Annotated in this window: 8 protein-coding genes; 4 read left to right on the top strand and 4 right to left on the bottom strand. The window is 65.0% G+C overall.

Annotation, left to right across the window (positions count from 1 at the left end):
• From VFZ66_17360 to VFZ66_17350, 3 genes are all read right to left on the bottom strand, one after another.
• The coding region (locus VFZ66_17360) for a hypothetical protein (protein ID HEX6290957.1) at positions 1-5,241 on the bottom strand (5,241 nt) is incomplete at its 3' end.
• Between the two features lie 482 nt (positions 5,242-5,723).
• Entirely contained in the window at positions 5,724-6,566 is an 843-nt protein-coding gene (locus VFZ66_17355; GenBank protein HEX6290956.1) for an aldo/keto reductase, read from the bottom strand.
• A gap of 301 nt (positions 6,567-6,867) precedes the next feature.
• Entirely contained in the window at positions 6,868-7,524 is a 657-nt protein-coding gene (locus VFZ66_17350; protein ID HEX6290955.1) for a DUF5701 family protein, read from the bottom strand.
• A gap of 741 nt (positions 7,525-8,265) precedes the next feature.
• Between VFZ66_17350 and VFZ66_17345 the strand changes: the two genes are divergently transcribed.
• The 4 genes from VFZ66_17345 to VFZ66_17330 all read left to right on the top strand — a co-directional run bounded on the left by VFZ66_17345 (position 8,266) and on the right by VFZ66_17330 (position 14,543).
• Positions 8,266-10,806: an alpha/beta fold hydrolase gene (locus VFZ66_17345; GenBank protein ID HEX6290954.1), complete on the top strand. Its 2,541-nt coding sequence runs from the start codon at positions 8,266-8,268 to the stop codon at positions 10,804-10,806.
• A gap of 39 nt (positions 10,807-10,845) precedes the next feature.
• The gene (locus tag VFZ66_17340) at positions 10,846-11,400 is read left to right on the top strand and encodes a hypothetical protein (protein HEX6290953.1); all 555 of its coding nucleotides are present in this window, start codon (positions 10,846-10,848) and stop codon (positions 11,398-11,400) included.
• A gap of 121 nt (positions 11,401-11,521) precedes the next feature.
• Positions 11,522-12,190: a hypothetical protein gene (locus VFZ66_17335; protein ID HEX6290952.1), complete on the top strand. Its 669-nt coding sequence runs from the start codon at positions 11,522-11,524 to the stop codon at positions 12,188-12,190.
• Between the two features lie 895 nt (positions 12,191-13,085).
• Positions 13,086-14,543, top strand: a complete 1,458-nt coding sequence (locus VFZ66_17330; protein ID HEX6290951.1) for a cytochrome P450 — start codon at positions 13,086-13,088, stop codon at positions 14,541-14,543.
• A gap of 152 nt (positions 14,544-14,695) precedes the next feature.
• On the opposite strand, the gene VFZ66_17325 is transcribed toward VFZ66_17330, so the two are convergent.
• Positions 14,696-16,519 carry an ABC transporter ATP-binding protein gene (locus tag VFZ66_17325; GenBank protein HEX6290950.1) on the bottom strand — a complete coding sequence of 608 codons (1,824 nt, stop codon included), beginning with the start codon at positions 16,517-16,519 and terminating at the stop codon, positions 14,696-14,698.
• Positions 16,520-17,631: the final 1,112 nt, after the last annotated feature.

Raw genomic sequence — 17,631 nt, 5'->3', positions numbered from 1 at the left:
CTGGTGCTGGTCGGTGAGGGCGCTGACGCTGCCGAGGTGGTCGCTGTGGAGGTAGAGCACCTCATTCGGGCGGCGGCTGCGCTGGGCGACGACTTTACCGTCCAACGTGTAGTGGCTGCGGCTGATGCCCGTCTCGATCTCCTCCTCGTAGAGGCCCGCAAGATAGACTGTGGTCACGCCGCCCGCGCTGCGCGTCAGCCGCTCACCGTCGGCGTCATAGGTGTACGTTTCGTCGGCGATGTTCGGGATCACCATCCGCGTCGGCAGGTTGTCGCTGTTCCAGGTGTAGCTCCGCCCGTTGCGCCCGGTCAGGTTGCCGTTGGCGTCGTAGCTGTAGCTCCAGCCGCCCTTGTTCCGCACCTGATGCGGTCCCGCTCCCGTGCCGGTGCCCGTCGCGCCGTAGTGGTAGCGCTGCCCGCCCTTGGTCAGCAGGTTGCCAAGCGCATCGTAGCTATAGCTGTCGGTGTCGGCGCTGGTTGGGCCGCTCACGCTGGTCAGGCGGTCGCGGTGATCGTAGCTGTAGCGGTACACGTGCGGCGCTTGGCCGCTGGTGTCCGCGATGCGCGTGACATTGCCGACCGCGTCGTACTCATAGGCGCGCTCGAAGACGCCCGCCGCGCCGACCGAGGTCTGCGCCAGGCGCTCCAGCGGGCTGCTGTACTGCCAGCTCTGCGGCAGGCCATTGCCAAAGGTGAGCGTCGTGGGCTGATCGAGCGCGCTGTAGTGCGCATGGCTGGCGTAGCACGGTCCCAGGCTGGAGCACACGCTCGTCTGCCGCCACGCCGCGTCATAGGTGTAGCTGACCGTTTCGTCGCTCGGATAGCGGATCGCGCTCACGCGATCGGCACTGTCGTAGCTCCAGGCAACATGCCGCGCGCCGCTCAGGCCCGCGACTAGATGCCACCGGTTAGAATTGCGCCCGCGCGCGTCGTAGTAGAAGCTGGTGTAGCTCTGCTGCACGCCGCCCTGCCGCAGTTGCATCGAGGTGCGCTGCCCCTTGCCGTAGCCGTAAGCCTCGTCATAGCCGTAGATCGCCTCGCGTCCATCCGGGCTGCGCTTGGTGGTCAGGCGGCCCAGCCCATCGTAGCGGAAGGTCGTCGTCTGGTTCTGGGCATCGGTCTGCGCTGTCAGATGACCCGCCACGTCGTAGGTGTAGCGCCACGTGCCCATATCGGGGTCGCTCATCGTCAGCTTGCGGCCCAGGCTGTCGTAGGTCATGTCGGTCACATTGCCGTGGGCATCTGTGACCTGATCGAGCAGGTCGAGCGGCGTGTAGCGATAGCGCGTCGCTGCCGCCAGCGTCCAGGCGGTGGTGTGGGGCGCGGCGCAGGCATAGACCGGCCAGGCGGCGTGACAATCGCCTGCGTACTCGTCGACCTGCACGCACCGCCCCAGCGCATCGGTGTGCGTGACCGTGCGCTGCCGGTTGGCGTCGACCGCGTCGTGGAGCTGCACGCCGCTGTGGAGGAAGTAGCGGTGGCGGACGATCGCACCATCGGGCCGTGCCACATCCAGCGGACGACCGAGCGCGTCGTAGCTGATGGTGGTCCACCGCACGGCGCTGCCGGGCGCAGTGTAGGAGCCGAAGGCGCTGCCGCGCTCGTTGAGGTAGCGCGGCTGCGATTCTTGCACGGCGTTGCCCGCCGCGTCGTAGCGCGTATCGCTGACGATATTCTGCGCGAGGTCCACGCTCTCGCGTTTGGTCTGAATCTTCCGCCCCAGGCCGTCGTAGAAGGTCTGGGTGGATCGGTAGCCAGATTGGCCGCTGACCTCACGCTGGCGCTGCACGTAGCGGAACGGCTGCTCAAAGTCGCGATAGAGCGCCTCGACGGTGGGATAGGCCGACGAGTCGCCGGGCTTGATCAGCTTGACCATGCGACCAAAGACATCGTACTCGGCCAGTGTGGCGACATTGTTCGGATCGATCACCTTGGTCAGCGTGCCGAGCCGATAGTCGTACTCGGCCTGCTCAGTCAGCGTGACGCCGCTGACCGTCGGCGGCGTGACCTGCACCGCGAAGACGTGGAAGGTACCATCGTAGGTCGTGGTCGTCGTGCTGGCGGCGCTGCCATTGCCCGGCGCGCTGTAGCTCACGCTGCTGCCATTATAGAGCCGCGTGCCCGCCTCCGCATAGGTCGTCTCGGTCAGGCGATTGCCGTAGGCATCGTAGGTAAAGCTGGCGTCGCTGCTGTGGAGCGTCACATTGGTGAGGCTGGTCTGTAACGGCACGTCGTAGTATTTGCGGAGCTGTGTCAGCATACCGCGCGCACCGAGCGGTCCCGCGCTAGCATTGCCGTCGTAGAACGAGGCGCTCAGCGCCAGGAAGCGGCCCTGCCTATCCTTGATCACCTCCTGCCAGACCCGATCGACAAGATAGCCGCTGGCATCGTCCCGCGTGGCGTAGAAGCGCTGGGTCACGCGCTCCGGCGTCGTGCTGCTACCGACGAACTCCTCGATCGTCGTCAGGTTGCCGTACTGGGTGCCGCCGGTTTGCAGCGCCGGATCGTAGGTGTATTTCGTCGTCGTGCTGACGGGCGTCGCGCTGCCCTCGACCGCCTCGTTTACGCGCTGGCGCTCATAGAGAAAGGCCCGCCACAGCCCGGCGCGCTTATAGTGATTGCTCTTGCTGGCGGCATCGGGCACGCTGCTATCGCTGCCGAAAAAGGGCAACTCCTGCCGAGCGAAGGCGGTCTGGGCGCGTTGCAGGACCGTGCCATCCGGCGCGCGAGTCTCGGTCTGATAGGCGCGACCCTTCCAGCTCTCGCGCTCGACCATCTGCTGGAAGCAGGCGTCCTCGACAACCCTGCTGTTGACGACCTGCACGGCACAGCCATCGGTGTGGCCCTGGAAGAACCATTGGAGTTGCACCGAGAGCAGGGGCGCGGTGGTGTCCGCGCCGTTATACTGCCGCTCGATCGCCAGCTCATGGCCGCGAAACTCGCGGTTCTCCTGGCGCGCCAGAAACGGGCGGCTATCGCCGTTGCCGCTCGGTGGGAAAGCCGCATAGATCACCGTTGCGGCATGCGCGCTGTCGTTCAGCGCCGGATTGGCGTACTCGTAGGTCGTCAGCAGCGTCGTCGGCGCGCTGGGAGTGACCGCCGACTCGATCCGCCGGACTTCTTTGACGCGGTAGAAGTTCTGATAGAGGCAGGCGCACTCACCCGGCGGCGTGATGGCCCAGACCGGCTCGTAGGTGAACTGAACCTGACCGCCCTGGCCGTTGTTCATCGTCTGCAACCGATTCGCGCCGGGCTGTCCAGTCGGCACGTAGCCGAATGTCGTCGCGGGCAGCACTGTGCTGCCGTCCTTGCCGACCTGCTGGATCGAGGCCAGCGTCAGCACGCGCTGCCCGGTGCTGCGGTCGGAGCGCACGCTCGCCGCGCTGTCGGCATAGCCCAGGCGGTACTGCCGCACCAGCTCGTAGCCGGTCGTGCCCGGCGGCATGCTCAGGACGTTGATCGCGTTCAATCGGTAGGCTTCGTGGACCGTGAACGGCTGCCACTGCGTGCCGCACGTGTCGCAGGTAGGATACTCCCACTGGAGATCGACCTGCTCGGTCGGCGATGCCCAGCGCGAAACCGTCTCGAACTCAACCTTGTAGCGCGCGGTGCCGGTGCCGGGCGTCGTGCCGTCGAAGCCCCAGCGGATCGCGGCAAGGTAGGCTGTGGGCTGGTAGGCGTTGACCTCATCGATGTAGTAGTCGTAGACGATGCGGTTGCCGTGAACGTCCGTCACCTCGGTCAGCAGCCACTTGTAGACATAGGTCGTCTGCGAGTCGGTGGTCTGGAGCGGCGTGGTAAACGTGTAGCGCGTGCCGCTCTTGTCCCAGGCGAGCCAGCGGTAAGCTCCATTGCCGAGGTCTTCGGCGCGCACTCTGGTGAACTGTTCGTCAGTGGCGTGCCAGGACCAGTGCGCCGGGTTGCGGTCGTTGAGGTAGTCGGTATAGGGCGTCAGCAGCCGCCCGCGCACGGCGTCGAAGGAGCGCCCGCCGAAGACGAGGCTATAGTGATTCCAGCCGTCGCCCGCGAGGCTCTTGTTGACCGAAACCGAGCCCGCCGGATCGAGGCTCCAGCCCTTGCCGACCCAGCCCGCCTGCCAGTGGTCGCGCGCGCCGCCGCTGCCGTCCGAGGTAGCGCTGGAGTAGCTCAGCTCGACGGTGGGCGTGAGGCCGCCCGCGCCCGCTGGAACCTCGATCGGGAGGCTGTAGGAGGCCGCGCCGGTAAAGTGGCTGACCTGAAAGCCTTGCAGCGAGGGAATATAGGCCGCCGAGGGCGAGGAGCCGTCGCTGAGCTGGAAGGCGCTGAAGTGATCGACCGTCGTGCTGGCGGTTTGGGTCTGCGGATCGACCTCGGTTGGCTGCGGCATCCAGCGCTGCTGCGCCTCGTCGAACCAGAAGATCGTCAGATCGGCCTCGGTGGTGCCCAGCGCCTGGAGCTGCTCGGGCGTGTAGCGCAAGGTGATCGTGACCGGCGCGCTGAACTGATGCACGTCCTCGCCCGCATCATCCGTGGCGCTCAGGAAGACGGTACCCCAGCCGCGCCGCCAGCCCGGACGAGCGGACGGCACAGGCTCCCCCGCCTGCGGCGCGCGGGTGGCGCGCAGCGTCAAGGCCCGATCGGCGGCCTGGGCCGGAAACTCCACCGTGACGTGTCGATCCGCGCTGTGGAGCTGCGCGGCCTGACCGGGCATGTAGCGGGTCGTCGCGGGACGATCCTCGCGCTCGGCAACGCGCGCTCCGCCGACGGCACGCGCAGGCTCGGCCAGATCGCGGGCGGTCGCTGTCGGCTCGGCCAGCAGCGCCGCTCCCCGTGGCAGCCGCACCACACGCGCCTGGACACGGCGGGTGATCGTCGCGTTGCTCGCCAGCCGATCGAGCGACCACTGCCAGCCCGTGGCAGCCGAGACGAAGCCATCGCCAGGCAGCGGGGCAGTGTCGTCGGGCGTGGGCAGGCTGATGACGACCTGCTCCGCGGGATGGGGCGCGCGATTGGTCAGCGTCAGCGTGATCGTCGCAGTATCGCCGACGGCCACGGCCTCAGGCGCGGCGGTTACGCTCAGGGCCAGGCCGGGGCGGCGCGGATAGGTTGGCGTCTCTAGCGTGTGGGGCGGCAACGGTGGCGCTTCGCTCTGATCGCCCGTCTGGGTGCTGGGTGTCGCATAGGTCGCGGGAGCGCTGGCGGGAACCAGCGTCAGCAGAATGATCACGAGCAGCAGACAGGACGATCGGCGAACACGATCCATGGACGTATGCCCTTTCTGGATGAGCACAGCACGCGCTACGATGTACAATTTGTTGATCTGGGCTGCAAGCGGGGCACAGGGGAAGTGCCATGCAAACATGGCTATTCTATACCATGATGTCAGGCAGCGGAAGTACCGAACTGATAGCCTGTTAGTCCTGAGTAGTAGCCAGGCCCTATGATCGTACCTCTGCTTCAGCGGCATTGCAGCGGGCCGCTCCTGCCGGATCATTCGCGCGGTACTGGTATCGGTGGGGGCATAGCCATGACCAACGATTAATTGCTGAGCGCGTGTGCTGCCGCGTGCTCCGATCCTGACCTGTGATTTCCCGGCGCGTGGCGCGACCGGCGCGAAGCGCGCGCTCCCTGCCGACGTTCGGCTGGCAGCCGGTGGGCGGCGCGGCGCCGGCGCGCAGCGCATGGGGTGCCGCGCGCCGCCCCTATCCTCGACAAAACCTTACGACGCACCGATCATCGCATCGCTTATTTGAAGCTGGCGGTATCCGGGTCAGCACCGATGCGCTGTCCGCGATCCATAGCGTCGATCGCACGCATGTCGTCCTCGGATAGCGCAAAATCGAACACGTCGATATTTTCTCGGATGCGTTCCGGCTTGACCGACTTTGGGATGACGATGAAGCCATGCTGCACATGCCACCGCAGAATGATCTGGGCAGGGGTTTTGCTATAGTGCTGCGCGAGGTTCGTGATGATGGGGTGCTCCAGGACCTCTCCCGCCTGCATCAAGGGGCTATAGGACTCGACCGCGATGCCGTGCTCGATGCAGTACATGCGGGTTTCGTGCTGCTGCAACCGAGGATGCAGTTCGATCTGGTTCACCGCCGGTACCACTGCGGCCCGCTTCAGCAGCTCATCGAGATGGTGGGGCTTGAAATTGGAGACGCCAATCGCCCGCACGCGCTTGCTGTCATAGATCTGCTCCAGTGCCCGCCACGCCTCCGTGAATTTGCCTTCCATCGGCAAGGGCCAGTGAATGAGATACAGGTCGATATAGCCACAATCGAGCTTGTCCAAACTCTCGTCGAATGCGCGCAGGGCCGCATGATAGGCATGGGAGGCATTCCACAGCTTGGTGGTGATAAACATCTCCTCGCGCGGTAGGCCGCTCGCCTTGATCGCCCTGCCGACGCCCACCTCGTTGCCATAAATGGCTGCGGTGTCGATGAGCCGATACCCGACCTCAAGCGCCGCATGCACCGCTCGTTCGACTTCAGCGCCTTCGTTTGTCTGAAACACCCCCAGGCCGAGCTGCGGTATGTCTACGCCATTATTGAGCGTCACGGCTGGCACTCCAAGATTGTTCATAAGCGTTTGTCCCTTCACTCTTCGGCAGTGCCCGTATGCAAGTTTAACGCCAGCATTGGACGAGCCATGTGAGCGCCGCTACTGCGACGACACCGTTCGTTGCATTGCGACCATCATCGTTCCCCGGATCTGCCACCACATGCCTGCTGCGACTACCATGTACAGGGCCGGTCAGGATGCGCCCAAGGGCGCGATCGTGCCAGAGCGCTACGACGTCACCGGATTGCGATCCGCGTGGCGTCGGTGGTGGCTGAGCTACGCGCTGCGTGCCGAGGACATCCGCTCGATGGAGGGGGCGGCGTCAGGTAGCGGAAACAGGGGAGGGGAACCAAACCGAGCCAACACGCCGCGCACATGAGGCGGAGCCCAGCCACGTGTGCGGGTTGCCTGCCCAGCACCACCCTAGCTTCGGACGCCCCGCGCTCAACCAGAGGGCGGGAACCCGCCGATCTCCGCAGCGGGACGCCAGCAGCGAGAAGCAGTTGTTCGGTTGCAGCAGCTCTGGAACATGCGTCAACAGCGCGATCCCTTCGGCAATGGTCAGCGGCGAACGGCCCCGCGCCGCGATCGACTGGTACGCGCGATCAGGGGTGACGTTCAGGGTGTCTGCGCCCCGGTCAACGCCTACCAGGAGATAGGCCTCGCCGTCAGGCAGATCGAGTGACTCAATCGGGACAAATTCCTCTGGCCTCTTTGGGTACAGATGTTCCACGGCCTGCCGCCCGTCCCGCGTGATCAGCGGCAGCATGGCCTCCACGGGAACCCGCCGCGCGTTGATGACCACCACGAAATCGACGGTCCCGGTAGGCGCACGACCTGCCGTGTGGGCTGACGATGGCACGTACTCCTCAAGCGGCCTGAGCACATGCTCGAATTCTTCGGACGTGACGCCGAGAAGCCCTGGATACCCCAGGCTAACGAGGCGCTCGACTTGCTGCTGAAACTGCATGCGTGACATGGGGTTGCTCTCCCGACCCGAAGGGGCGTGCTCGGACCCAGGCTGAGGAGCGAGCGTTCCGAACGAACCCGTGCCGGTCTGCCGCCCAACGACCGAGCAGCGGCGCGCATGTCGGGGCGGCCCCGGCTATACAGGAAGTATAACGCGCTTCCACACCTGTGCGCCACGCCCTGCAGGGCGTGTGGATGCTGCATATGTCCGAGCGTATGCACAGCCGCGATCTTTCCATTATGCATCCCGCTGCGTACGACCGCCGCGAGCGCCGGAATGGCGGGTGCATACCGGCGCTTCCCCAGGAGGCGGCATGCCGCTTCTTGAATCCACATATCCCGATCCGCCAGCAGTGGCATGACGAGCGGGCTGTCTTCATATGGTACCAATACTGATCGCCAAGATACGATTGTGCCCAAACGGCGGACGCGAGGCGGTGGTATCCCCAGCCCAACGTTCCCGCGCGATCCTCCGGCGAGGTCACCGGCTGCGGCGTGAGACTGAATCGGGGGTCGAATCGTGCAGAAAGCGTCAGCGTGGGTGGTCAGATCGCTACGCCATACGTGCGTCTCTCGCTTTATCCTCCATAGGTTAAGGACAACTTCCCCGGATGAGCCATAGTGGGGGGCCACCATCACAGCGGAGGATGTTATGCACGTATCACGCCTTCCCGCCCGGCGTGCGTCGCCCACGTCGTGGAGCGCCGGGCCGTGATTGCGTCGCGCGGATGGACCACGAGGAGGTCTTGCCGTGAAACTGAAACTGTCCACGATGATGGAGTGGAACTGGTTCTGGAGCCAGGTGCGTGCCCGCACGTCACTCCAGCTGGAGCTGTATGGCAGGGACGTGTGGATCACCTCGCCTCCGGGCAGCCCGCCCATGCGCCTGCACCTGCTGGATCTCGGCCCAGAGCACCCCGCCCAGACGCTGGTGTTGATCCACGGCTTCAGCGGGGCCAGTATCTCGTTCCAGCCGCTCCTCCCCCTGGCGCGGCGCTATCGCATCCTTGCCCTGGACCTGCGCGGTCACGGGCGATCAGACCGCCCAGCCGACGGCTACACGGTGGCGCAGATGGCCGACGATATCGCCGCAGCGCTCGACGCGCTGGGGGTTGACAAGCCCGTCGTCGTGGTCGGCAGTTCGGCGGGCGGGTTCGTGGCGACCGAACTGGCGCTGCGCTATCCCGACCGCGTCTCCCGCGTGGTCTTGATCACCAGCCCTGTGGTCATACGCGAGGAGGCCCTCCCCCGGCCATTGCGCGCGCTGATGCACAACCCGGATCGCCTGATCCGCGTGATGAATGCAATTCCCGGTCTGATCCCGGAGGGCTCAAGCTACCATGTCGGGACCAAGCGGTTCTACCAGGACCTGCTGCGCTGGGATGGTACGCAGCAGTATCCTCGGCTCCGGCAGCCGACGCTCGTGATCACCGGCGTCCTCGACAACCTCCTCGGACCGAGCGATTTCACGCGGGTCGCGGCGCTGATCCCGCAGGCGGAGCATGTCAACGTGGGGACCGCCGATCATATGCTGCCCTTCGAGCGTCCGGAGGCCGTGCTGCGCGCGATGGAGCGCTTCCTCGCCGCCGATCCGTCTGCCCCGTTTGCACCGCACTGGCGCAGCGCAAACGACGACGTGGACAGCCCGCGCCTCCTTGCGGAGCGACCGTGGGTTGCGCGCTATGACGATGGCGTGCCGGCAACGCTCGACATCCCGCCGGTGCCGCTCACGCGGCTGCTCGACGTGGCCGCCCGACGCTTCGGCACGCGCCCGGCGCTGCGGTACGAGGGACAGACGATCACTTATGGCGAGCTGGTGGACGAGGTCGATCGTTTCGCCCAGGTACTACATCAACTGGGGATCGGTCCGGGCGACCGCATTATGCTGGTCCTGCCCAACAGTCCGCACTGGGCGGTCGCCTTCTTCGGGACGTTGCGCGTAGGGGCGATCGCGGTGCTGGCGCAGGGTTCGGTCGAGGGCCTGCTGGCACAGGCGCGGCACACCCGCGCGCGGGTACTGGTCACGACGGAGGTCGCCACGGCCCGGCAGGTGCTGGCGGCAAGTCCGGTGGCGTACCTCATCTTCGCCAGCGCAGCCGATTACGGGCGGGGGTACCTCGCCCGCCGGGCCGTTGCCGCCCCGCAGGTGATGCCCGGTCAACCTGAGCTCGCGTGGCCGGATCTGCTCGCGGCACGTGCGCCAGCCGGGGTGGCCGATGCCGCCACCCCGGACGATACCGCCGTGATTCTGTTTACCGGCGGCAGCGCGCCGACGGCGATCCGGCTGACTCATCGCAACCTCGTCGCCAACGCCTTGCAAATCGGCGCCTGGCTCCACGACATCCGGCCCGGGCAGGAATCGGTCTTGAGCGCGGTTCCCTTCAGCCACGCCTATGGGCTGGCGACAGCGCTGAACGTGGCGATCTCTCTGGCGGCGACGCTGGTGCTGCCGCGGGACTTCAGCGTAGATGCCGTGCTCGATCAACTGCGGCGGGAGCGGCCCGGAGTTCTGGTGGCCGTACCGCACCTCTACATCGAGCTGGGCGATGTCCCACACATCCGCCGGTATTTCGCGGGCAGGCCGCGCCTGTGTCTGAGCGGAGCGGCGCCGCTCGCGGTCGAAACCAAAGAAGCCTTCGAGCGCCTCACGCACACGCCCGTGATCGAGGGCTATGAGCGTAGCGAGGTCGGGCAGCTGGTGCTGAATCCGCTCCAGTCAAGCCGGACAGGCTCGGTCGGCCTGCCGCTGCCAGACATCGAAGCGCGGGTGCTCGACCTAGCCGACGGCACCCCCGTCCCCCCTGGCGCGATTGGCGAGCTTGTTGTTCGGGGACCGCAGGTGATGGCCGGCTACGGAGCAGACGACACGGCAGCGCGCGGGCTTGACGCTGAAGGATGGTTCCACACCGGCGACCTAGCGTGCATGGACGACGATGGCTACTTCCAGGTTCTTGGCCGCCGCGCCGATGTGTGGCGCACGCCCTCGGGCGAGGTGGTGTACCCGCGCGACGTGGAAGAGACGATCCACGAGATCCCCGACGTGGACGAGGTCGCGGTCGTCGCCGTCGAGAACCAGCCGGTGGCCTTTGTCCGGCCCGACGAGGGCGTCACGTTGACGATGGAGACGGTGCTTGACGTCTGCGCGCGTCGCTTGCCGCCCTTCCACCAGCCGCAGGCCGTGATCTTCGTCGACGAGTTCCCGCGCAACCCGGTGGGAAGGATTCTGCGGGATGTGCTGATCCGCCAGCACGCTGCCGAGGTAGCAGCCCTTGCACTCCCGCCACTGGCATAGCGACGCGGACGCGCATCATGAAGGATGGGAGAGTCGATCATGGAGGTGCGTGAGGCGATCACAGCATGGCGCGAGTTCTATGCCGCCGTGGCGAACGTGGGTGCTGCCCTGGTCGGCCTGGTCTTCGTCGGTGTTTCGATCCACCTGTCGCGTCGCCCGTTGGACAACGCGACGCGCATGCTTGGAGCGGATGCCGTGATCAACCTGCTCCATCCACTCCTTGCAGCGCTTGGTATGCTGCTGCCGGTGCCGCCGACCGTGCAGGGCATTGGGCTGTTGATCCTCGCGCTCGAAGGTCTGCGCGAAATCGCCAGGGTCGCGTACGTGCTAGCCCGTCAGCCGAGCAGGGGGTCATGGCTCACGCTGGCCTATCGCTGTTTTGTGCCGCTGGTTGCCGCCGCGGTTCTCGCCGTCGGCGCCCTTGGGCTGCTGGCTGGCTGGACGTTCGCCGTCTATGCGCCGGCTGTCTTCGTCTTCCTGATGTTCATTGTCGGAACCCAGAACGCCTGGGACCTGCTGCTCGGCAATCGGGAAGTGTCGGGAGCCGCGCCCAGCGACGAGCGGACGACGCGGCCACGCCCAACGGGCCGCTGACACACACCAGTCCGAGCGACGGTGAAGAACCGACGATTGCCCACGGTATCCCGCCTGAACGAGCCACCCGTATCGAGGTCGACGCGGGCTGGACTGGGACGCGCCACAGAGTGCATGTCGCGTGGTCAGCTATCGGCGGCGACAGATCCTCCCGTCGAATGGCGAGCAGCAGATGGGCTACACCCCGCACCCGGTCGGCATGACGATGCAGTTTCCGGTTGCAGACCAGCGCAGGGTCAACGACCCGCTGCTCAACGGTCCGGCGGACTGGATCTCGCCCGGCTACGACGACGCGATCTTCGCTGGCAGGCAGCACCCGAACGAGCCGGGAGGCCCGGCCTCACGCTGGTTTGAAAACCCGCCCGCCAGCGACGGCACGAAGGTCATCATCACGGATACCGACCACCACGCGGCAGGCAAGGGCGACGCGCTGTGGGCCTGGAAGTCGTTCCTGCGCGGCCACCACCCGATCCTCATGGACTTTGGGCTGATCGACGGCGTGAGCCCACCCGACCCGACCGCTGGCTTTGTGCCCTACGCGGCGTTCGAGCCCGCCCGCGACGCCATGGGCGACACGCTGCGCTTCGCCGCGCGGATGCACGTCCTGGCGATGGAGCCGCGCGGCGATCTCAGCTCGACCGGGTATATGCTCGCGAGTCCGGGTCGGGAGTACCTCGTCCTCCAGCCGAGCGAGACAGCCGATCCCTTCAGCGCGGAGCTGGCCGCCGGGGCGTACACCGTCGAGTGGTTCAGCGTCACGAGCGCGAGACAGTCCAGGCCGACCCGCTGACGGTCGAGGCTGCCAGCCGGATCAGCCTCAGCGCTCCGTTTGCAGCGGGCGGTCCTGCCGTGGTCTACCTGAAGCAGGTCGGGCGTTGACGCCATGAAGTCCGTCGCACACCGCGCCTCACGGCAGACGCCGCCGGTCGTCGATTCGTCCGCGCCGACCTCGCTCGCCCGGCTGCGTCAAAGCGGCTCATAGCGTCGATCTGGGCTGGATGCACGAGGGCGAGCGGCTGCGCATCGCATTGCACACGGAGCGCGTCAGTCTGCCGATCGTCAGCGGAGGTCACAATGCCCAAGAACACGAATATCCTGCTCATTCGACGTGCCGAGAAGCCAGGTTCCGGCTACGGTTAGTCCGTAGCCGGTCGAGCGCGTGCACTGGCCTCACGGCGCTGCCGCGAATGAGGAGCCCGCGCCTGGCGGTAAGATTGGTCTTTTGGTCCTTGTGAGGGGTCCCCGCTGTGCTATACTGGGCGGAGCGTGTCACATACGTGAGCTGCATGGAGCGCCGGGAAGTCTGGTCGGCAGACCCCGGCGCTGTGTTGTGCGCCGGGCACGATCGTCGTTCCCCGCGCCGTGCGGCCTACGAGGTCCGGGTGCCGGGACGACCTCTGCAAGGTGACGAACCATGAGCACCTCTGGCCGATTCATGGCGCGCATGTTCCGCCTCCCGCCCCCGAAACCCGCTACGATCCCCAGGACCCCACGCCGAGCGTCGGCGCGCTCGGTCGTTTCACCGTGGGTGGACGGGCGCTACGCGACAACCGTACCCTTGCGCGGCCTGATGTGCTGGTCTACATCAGCGCTGACCGCCACGGCCATGCAGGCAGCCAACCAGGCCCATCCGTCGTCGATCACACTTCCCACTGTCGGTTAACCATCTACCTGGAGGGCGGACGGTGCCGTCGGATAACGGCACGACCGCAACGATCATGGCTTCGCTTGTTACGTCGGCTTCATCGATTCCCGGCCCGCGCGGCCTGCCGTTGATCGGCGGTCGCGCCCGGCTGCTCACGCTGTATCGCAATCCCTTCGGCTACCTGCGTCAGCTCCACAGCACCTACGGCGATGTGGTCGCGCTGGCAGCGGGCGATCCGTCCTACATGTTCGTGTTTGGGCCGGAGCTCAATCGCCACCTGCTGGCGCATGCCGACCGGTTCGAGAACACCGTTGGTCCGTTCTTCTCGCGCCTGCCCAGGCAGACCGCCTTCGGTCGGCTGATGGTCAACAATCTGGCCGTCATGAACGGCGCGCATCACCGGCAGCAGCGCCGCCTGATGCAGCCAGCCTTTCATCACCAGCAGATCGCGCACTACCACGCCGACATGGTTGCGCTCACCGGGCAGATGCTTGAGCGGTGGCGGCCAGGCACGGCGCTGGATGTGCTGACCGAGATGCGGCAATTGACCCAGCGCATCGCGGTCAAGACGCTGTTTGGCGTCGATGATACGACCGAGCTCGATCGCGTTGGGCGGCTGCTCCAGCGCATCATCGCGATCAGCCAATCGCCGCTGGTGCTGCTCGCGCCCGCCAATCTGCCGGGGCTGCCCTTCCATCGGTTCAATCGGCTCGTCGAGCGGCTGGAGGGCTACATCCGCTCGCTCATCGAGCGCAAGCGCGCCCAGCGCGACACGCCGGATGTGCTGGCCGCACTCGTGCGGGCGCACGACGAGGACGGGTCGCAGCTCAGCGACGACGAGCTGGTCGGTCATGCGTTTACGCTCTTTGTCGCCGGACACGAGACGACGGCCAACGCGCTCACCTGGACGTTGTTTCTGCTCGACCAGCATCCGCGCGTCCTGGCCGACGTGGTGGATGAGCTGGAGCGCGAGATCGGCGACCGCGCGCCGACCGTGGAGGACCTGGGTCGCCTGTCCCTGCTGGAAGGGGTGATCAAGGAGAGCCTGCGCCTCTTGCCGCCCGCGCCGATCGGTATTCGGGTGGCATCCGCGCCGTCCGAGCTTGGCGGCTACGCGGTGCCCAAGGGCGCGACGATCATCTTCAGCGAGTTTATCACGCACCGCATGCCGCAGATCTATGCGGAGCCTGATCGCTTCCTGCCCGAACGCTGGGCCGCGCTGCATCCGTCGCCCTACGCCTACCTCCCCTTCGCCGCCGGGCCGCATCTGTGTATCGGCTGGGCATTTGCCATGCAGGAGCTGCGCGTGGTGCTGGCGATGCTCCTCCGGCGCTTCCGCGTGGCGGTGGTTCCAGGGAGCATCGTCGAGCCGATGATCGGGATGCGACCAGCGCACGGTCTACCCGTGACGGTGCATGCGCAGGACCGGCAGTTCCGTGCATCGCCGGTGCGGGGCGGCATGGATCAGCTCGTTGACCTGCCAGCGTCCGCAGGCTGATCCGGTGCGTTCGGCAGGGCGAGCAGACGTAACGGGCCTATCGCCTCCTGGCACGCCGAGGAGCAGATGGCGCTGCCCCGACGGCGGCTGTGGACATGTCAGCGGGCTGATGAGGCGACCCGCGCGGTGCCTGGGCTTCCGCGCGTGGCCGCTCACGACGTGGCTGGATAGGTGAGGGGCATGCTTGCAGACTCGCTCGCACCTCGGGTCGCGTCGCGCTGCCCTGGCAGATCCGTCACGGTTGTCAGCAATTGCAGGGCGTACAGATTCGCGTAGATGCCATCCCGCGCGATGAGCTCATCATGGGTGCCCTGCTCCTCAATCCCGCTATCCGTCAAGACAACGATGCGCTGGGCATGTCTGACGGTCGATAGGCGATGGGCGATCACCAGAGTGGTGCGGTTGCTGGTGAGCAGCTCCAGCGACTCTTGAATCGCCTGCTCACTTGCAGGATCGAGCGCGCTTGTTGCTTCATCCAGAATAATAATCGGTGGGTTTTTCAAGAACACGCGCGCGATACTCAATCGCTGCTTTTGCCCTCCCGATAGCTTGACGCCGCGCTGGCCGATATGTGTCGCATACCCGTTCGGGAGCGCCATGATAAACGCATGGGCATGCGCCTTTTTGGCCGCCTCGATGATGTCTTCCTCACGGGCATCAAGGTTGCCGTAGCGGATATTATCGGCGATGGTCCCCGCAAATAAATAAACATCCTGATGAACAAACCCGATGCTCCGTCTGAGCGACGATAGGCGAATATCCCTGATATTCGTACCGTCGAGCAGGATCTGTCCCTGGCTGACATCATAGAAGCGGGGGAGTAACGAGCAGAGGGTGGTCTTCCCCACGCCGGACGCTCCCACCAGGGCAACATATTCGCCGGCCTTGATCTCCAGCGAGATGTTCCTGAGGATATGATCATAGTCTTCGTTATATCTGAAGCTGACATCCTGAAATGCCACGTGGCCCCGCACCCGTGACAGCGCCATCGTCTCCGCCGCGTCGTGAATGTCGGGCTGCACCTCCATCATCTCCATAAACCGATCGAACCCGGTGATGCCTTCCTGATACAGCCGCGCAATGTTTACAAAGCGCTGAATAGGCTCGATGAGGACGCCGATGTAGAGCAGGTACGTCACCAGATCGGCGACATCCAGGCGCGTCTGAACAATCGCCACGCCGCCGACAACGACCACCACGATGGTCATGAGCTGCGTAAAGGCGACCATCCCCTCGGAGAAGTATGCCTCACTCCGATACCCGGCGCGCCGACTCTCAACAAACCGCTGGTTCGCGTCGGCAAACTTCTTGTTTTCGAGCGCCTCGTTGGTAAACGACTGGACCACCCTGATGCCTGCCAGCGTATCTTCAACGAGGGCGTTGATATCGCCGATACGATCCTTGCTTGCCCGAAGCGCCGCATTCATTTTCTTATTGAAATACATGGCATAGACGGTCATGATCGGAAAAAAAAGAAAGATGATCAGCGTCAGTTCCACGTTGATCGTGATCAGAATACTGAACGCGCCGACAAACTTCAGCAGCCCGATCGCAAGATCTTCCGGCCCGTGATGCGCCAGCTCGCTCACCGCCTCCAAATCATTGGTCATGCGGGTCATGAGCTGGCCGGTGTGCTGCTGATCGTAAAATGGAAGCGACAGCGTTTGATAGTGCGCGAAGAGGTCACGGCGCATGTCGCGTTCCATCAGGGTACCCATCATATGCCCCTGGTAGTCTACAAAGGTGTTGCACAGCGCATGAAGAACCACCAGCGCGAGCATACCCGCACCCACGGCATAGATCTGCTCCAGCGCGTTGGGTACCTGTCCGGCGACGATATGTTTGGTGATGTATCTGGCACAGAGCGGGAGTATCAGGGTAATGGCTGATACGACAAACGCACAGACCAGATCTGCAACAAGCAGCCTGAGATAGGGCTTGTAATACGACAAGAAAATGGTGCGTCGAGCACGCATACCGTATGCTCCTCAAGCAGAAACACCAGCACGGCAACGCCGGACAACACGACCGAGCGCGCCGCTGCGATTCATCAGTCCTACGATCCCCGATCCGCACGCCAACGAGCGGCGCAGGGCTTCCCGTCCCTGGCCGCTCGAAGCAGCGCGACGACGGGGGACATACCCCGTAGCCGCGATGGTGATATTGTTGGAATCAAACGGCCACGGGAGTGGCGTACACCCGTGGCCGCAAATATTCCCTTCGTCGTGCCTGAACGAGGAGCGATGGAACACGCGCTTCGCCGCGCCTGTCTGGCGGGCTGCGTCGGCGCAGTGCTACAACACGTATGGCAGGATCACCATTTGGAGGCAGTATGCTGATACATCGGCACGATCACCGGATACGCGCCGACGCCTCACACAGATCAACCGTCGTTCACAACCGGAAGGCACACTTTTGGTTAAAAGGCGCACTCCACAAGCGAGCGAGTCACACTGCTCGGCGCAGTGTTGGCTAGCTCTCGCAGATTGTGGGCGAAGCATGTCATGGTGGTGCCTCCGTACGACGTACAATGTTCGGTAGAACATACCACGCACGATCGGCGGTGTCAAGCTGGTCGTGAGGCAGCGCAGCCGCCCGGAGGAGGCCCCACCGTCTGGACCTGTACGTTCGATCCGGCACCGTCATCGTGCCCGACCCTACCATGATTCAACGCCTGTGCGCGCTCAGGTCAATGGTCGTGACCTGGAAAGGCGACGGCGTTGATCCGCTTGGCGTGATGAACAGCTTGAGCACCACGCATCATACCAGCGGAGCGCCGGGCTTTGGCAGAACGCACCCGCTACCGCCCCGCACGACGCATTGACAAAAGCATAAACCATATTTTATACTTGCCCACATCGATCACCAACCCATGTGCCCGACCCTGTGTGGGCACAGACGATTCGCTCAGTCGCACCACCCCCCAGGTTAGACGCGAGCCGGGCTGCCTTACCATACGCCCTCGACGGGACGCGCTGTTCGGCGCGACTCGCTGGACGTACGCTCATAGGTATGAAAACACATCCTTGTGAGAGCGAGGAGCCTCACAGCACTCGCCTCACGCTGGTACTGGTGCCAGCATCGGCCT

It is taken from the genome of Herpetosiphonaceae bacterium, assembly GCA_036374795.1.
GTDB lineage: Bacteria > Chloroflexota > Chloroflexia > Chloroflexales > Kallotenuaceae > LB3-1.
Note: the sequence above shows the minus strand (reverse complement) of the source record. Positions and strands in the feature narration are given on the sequence as shown.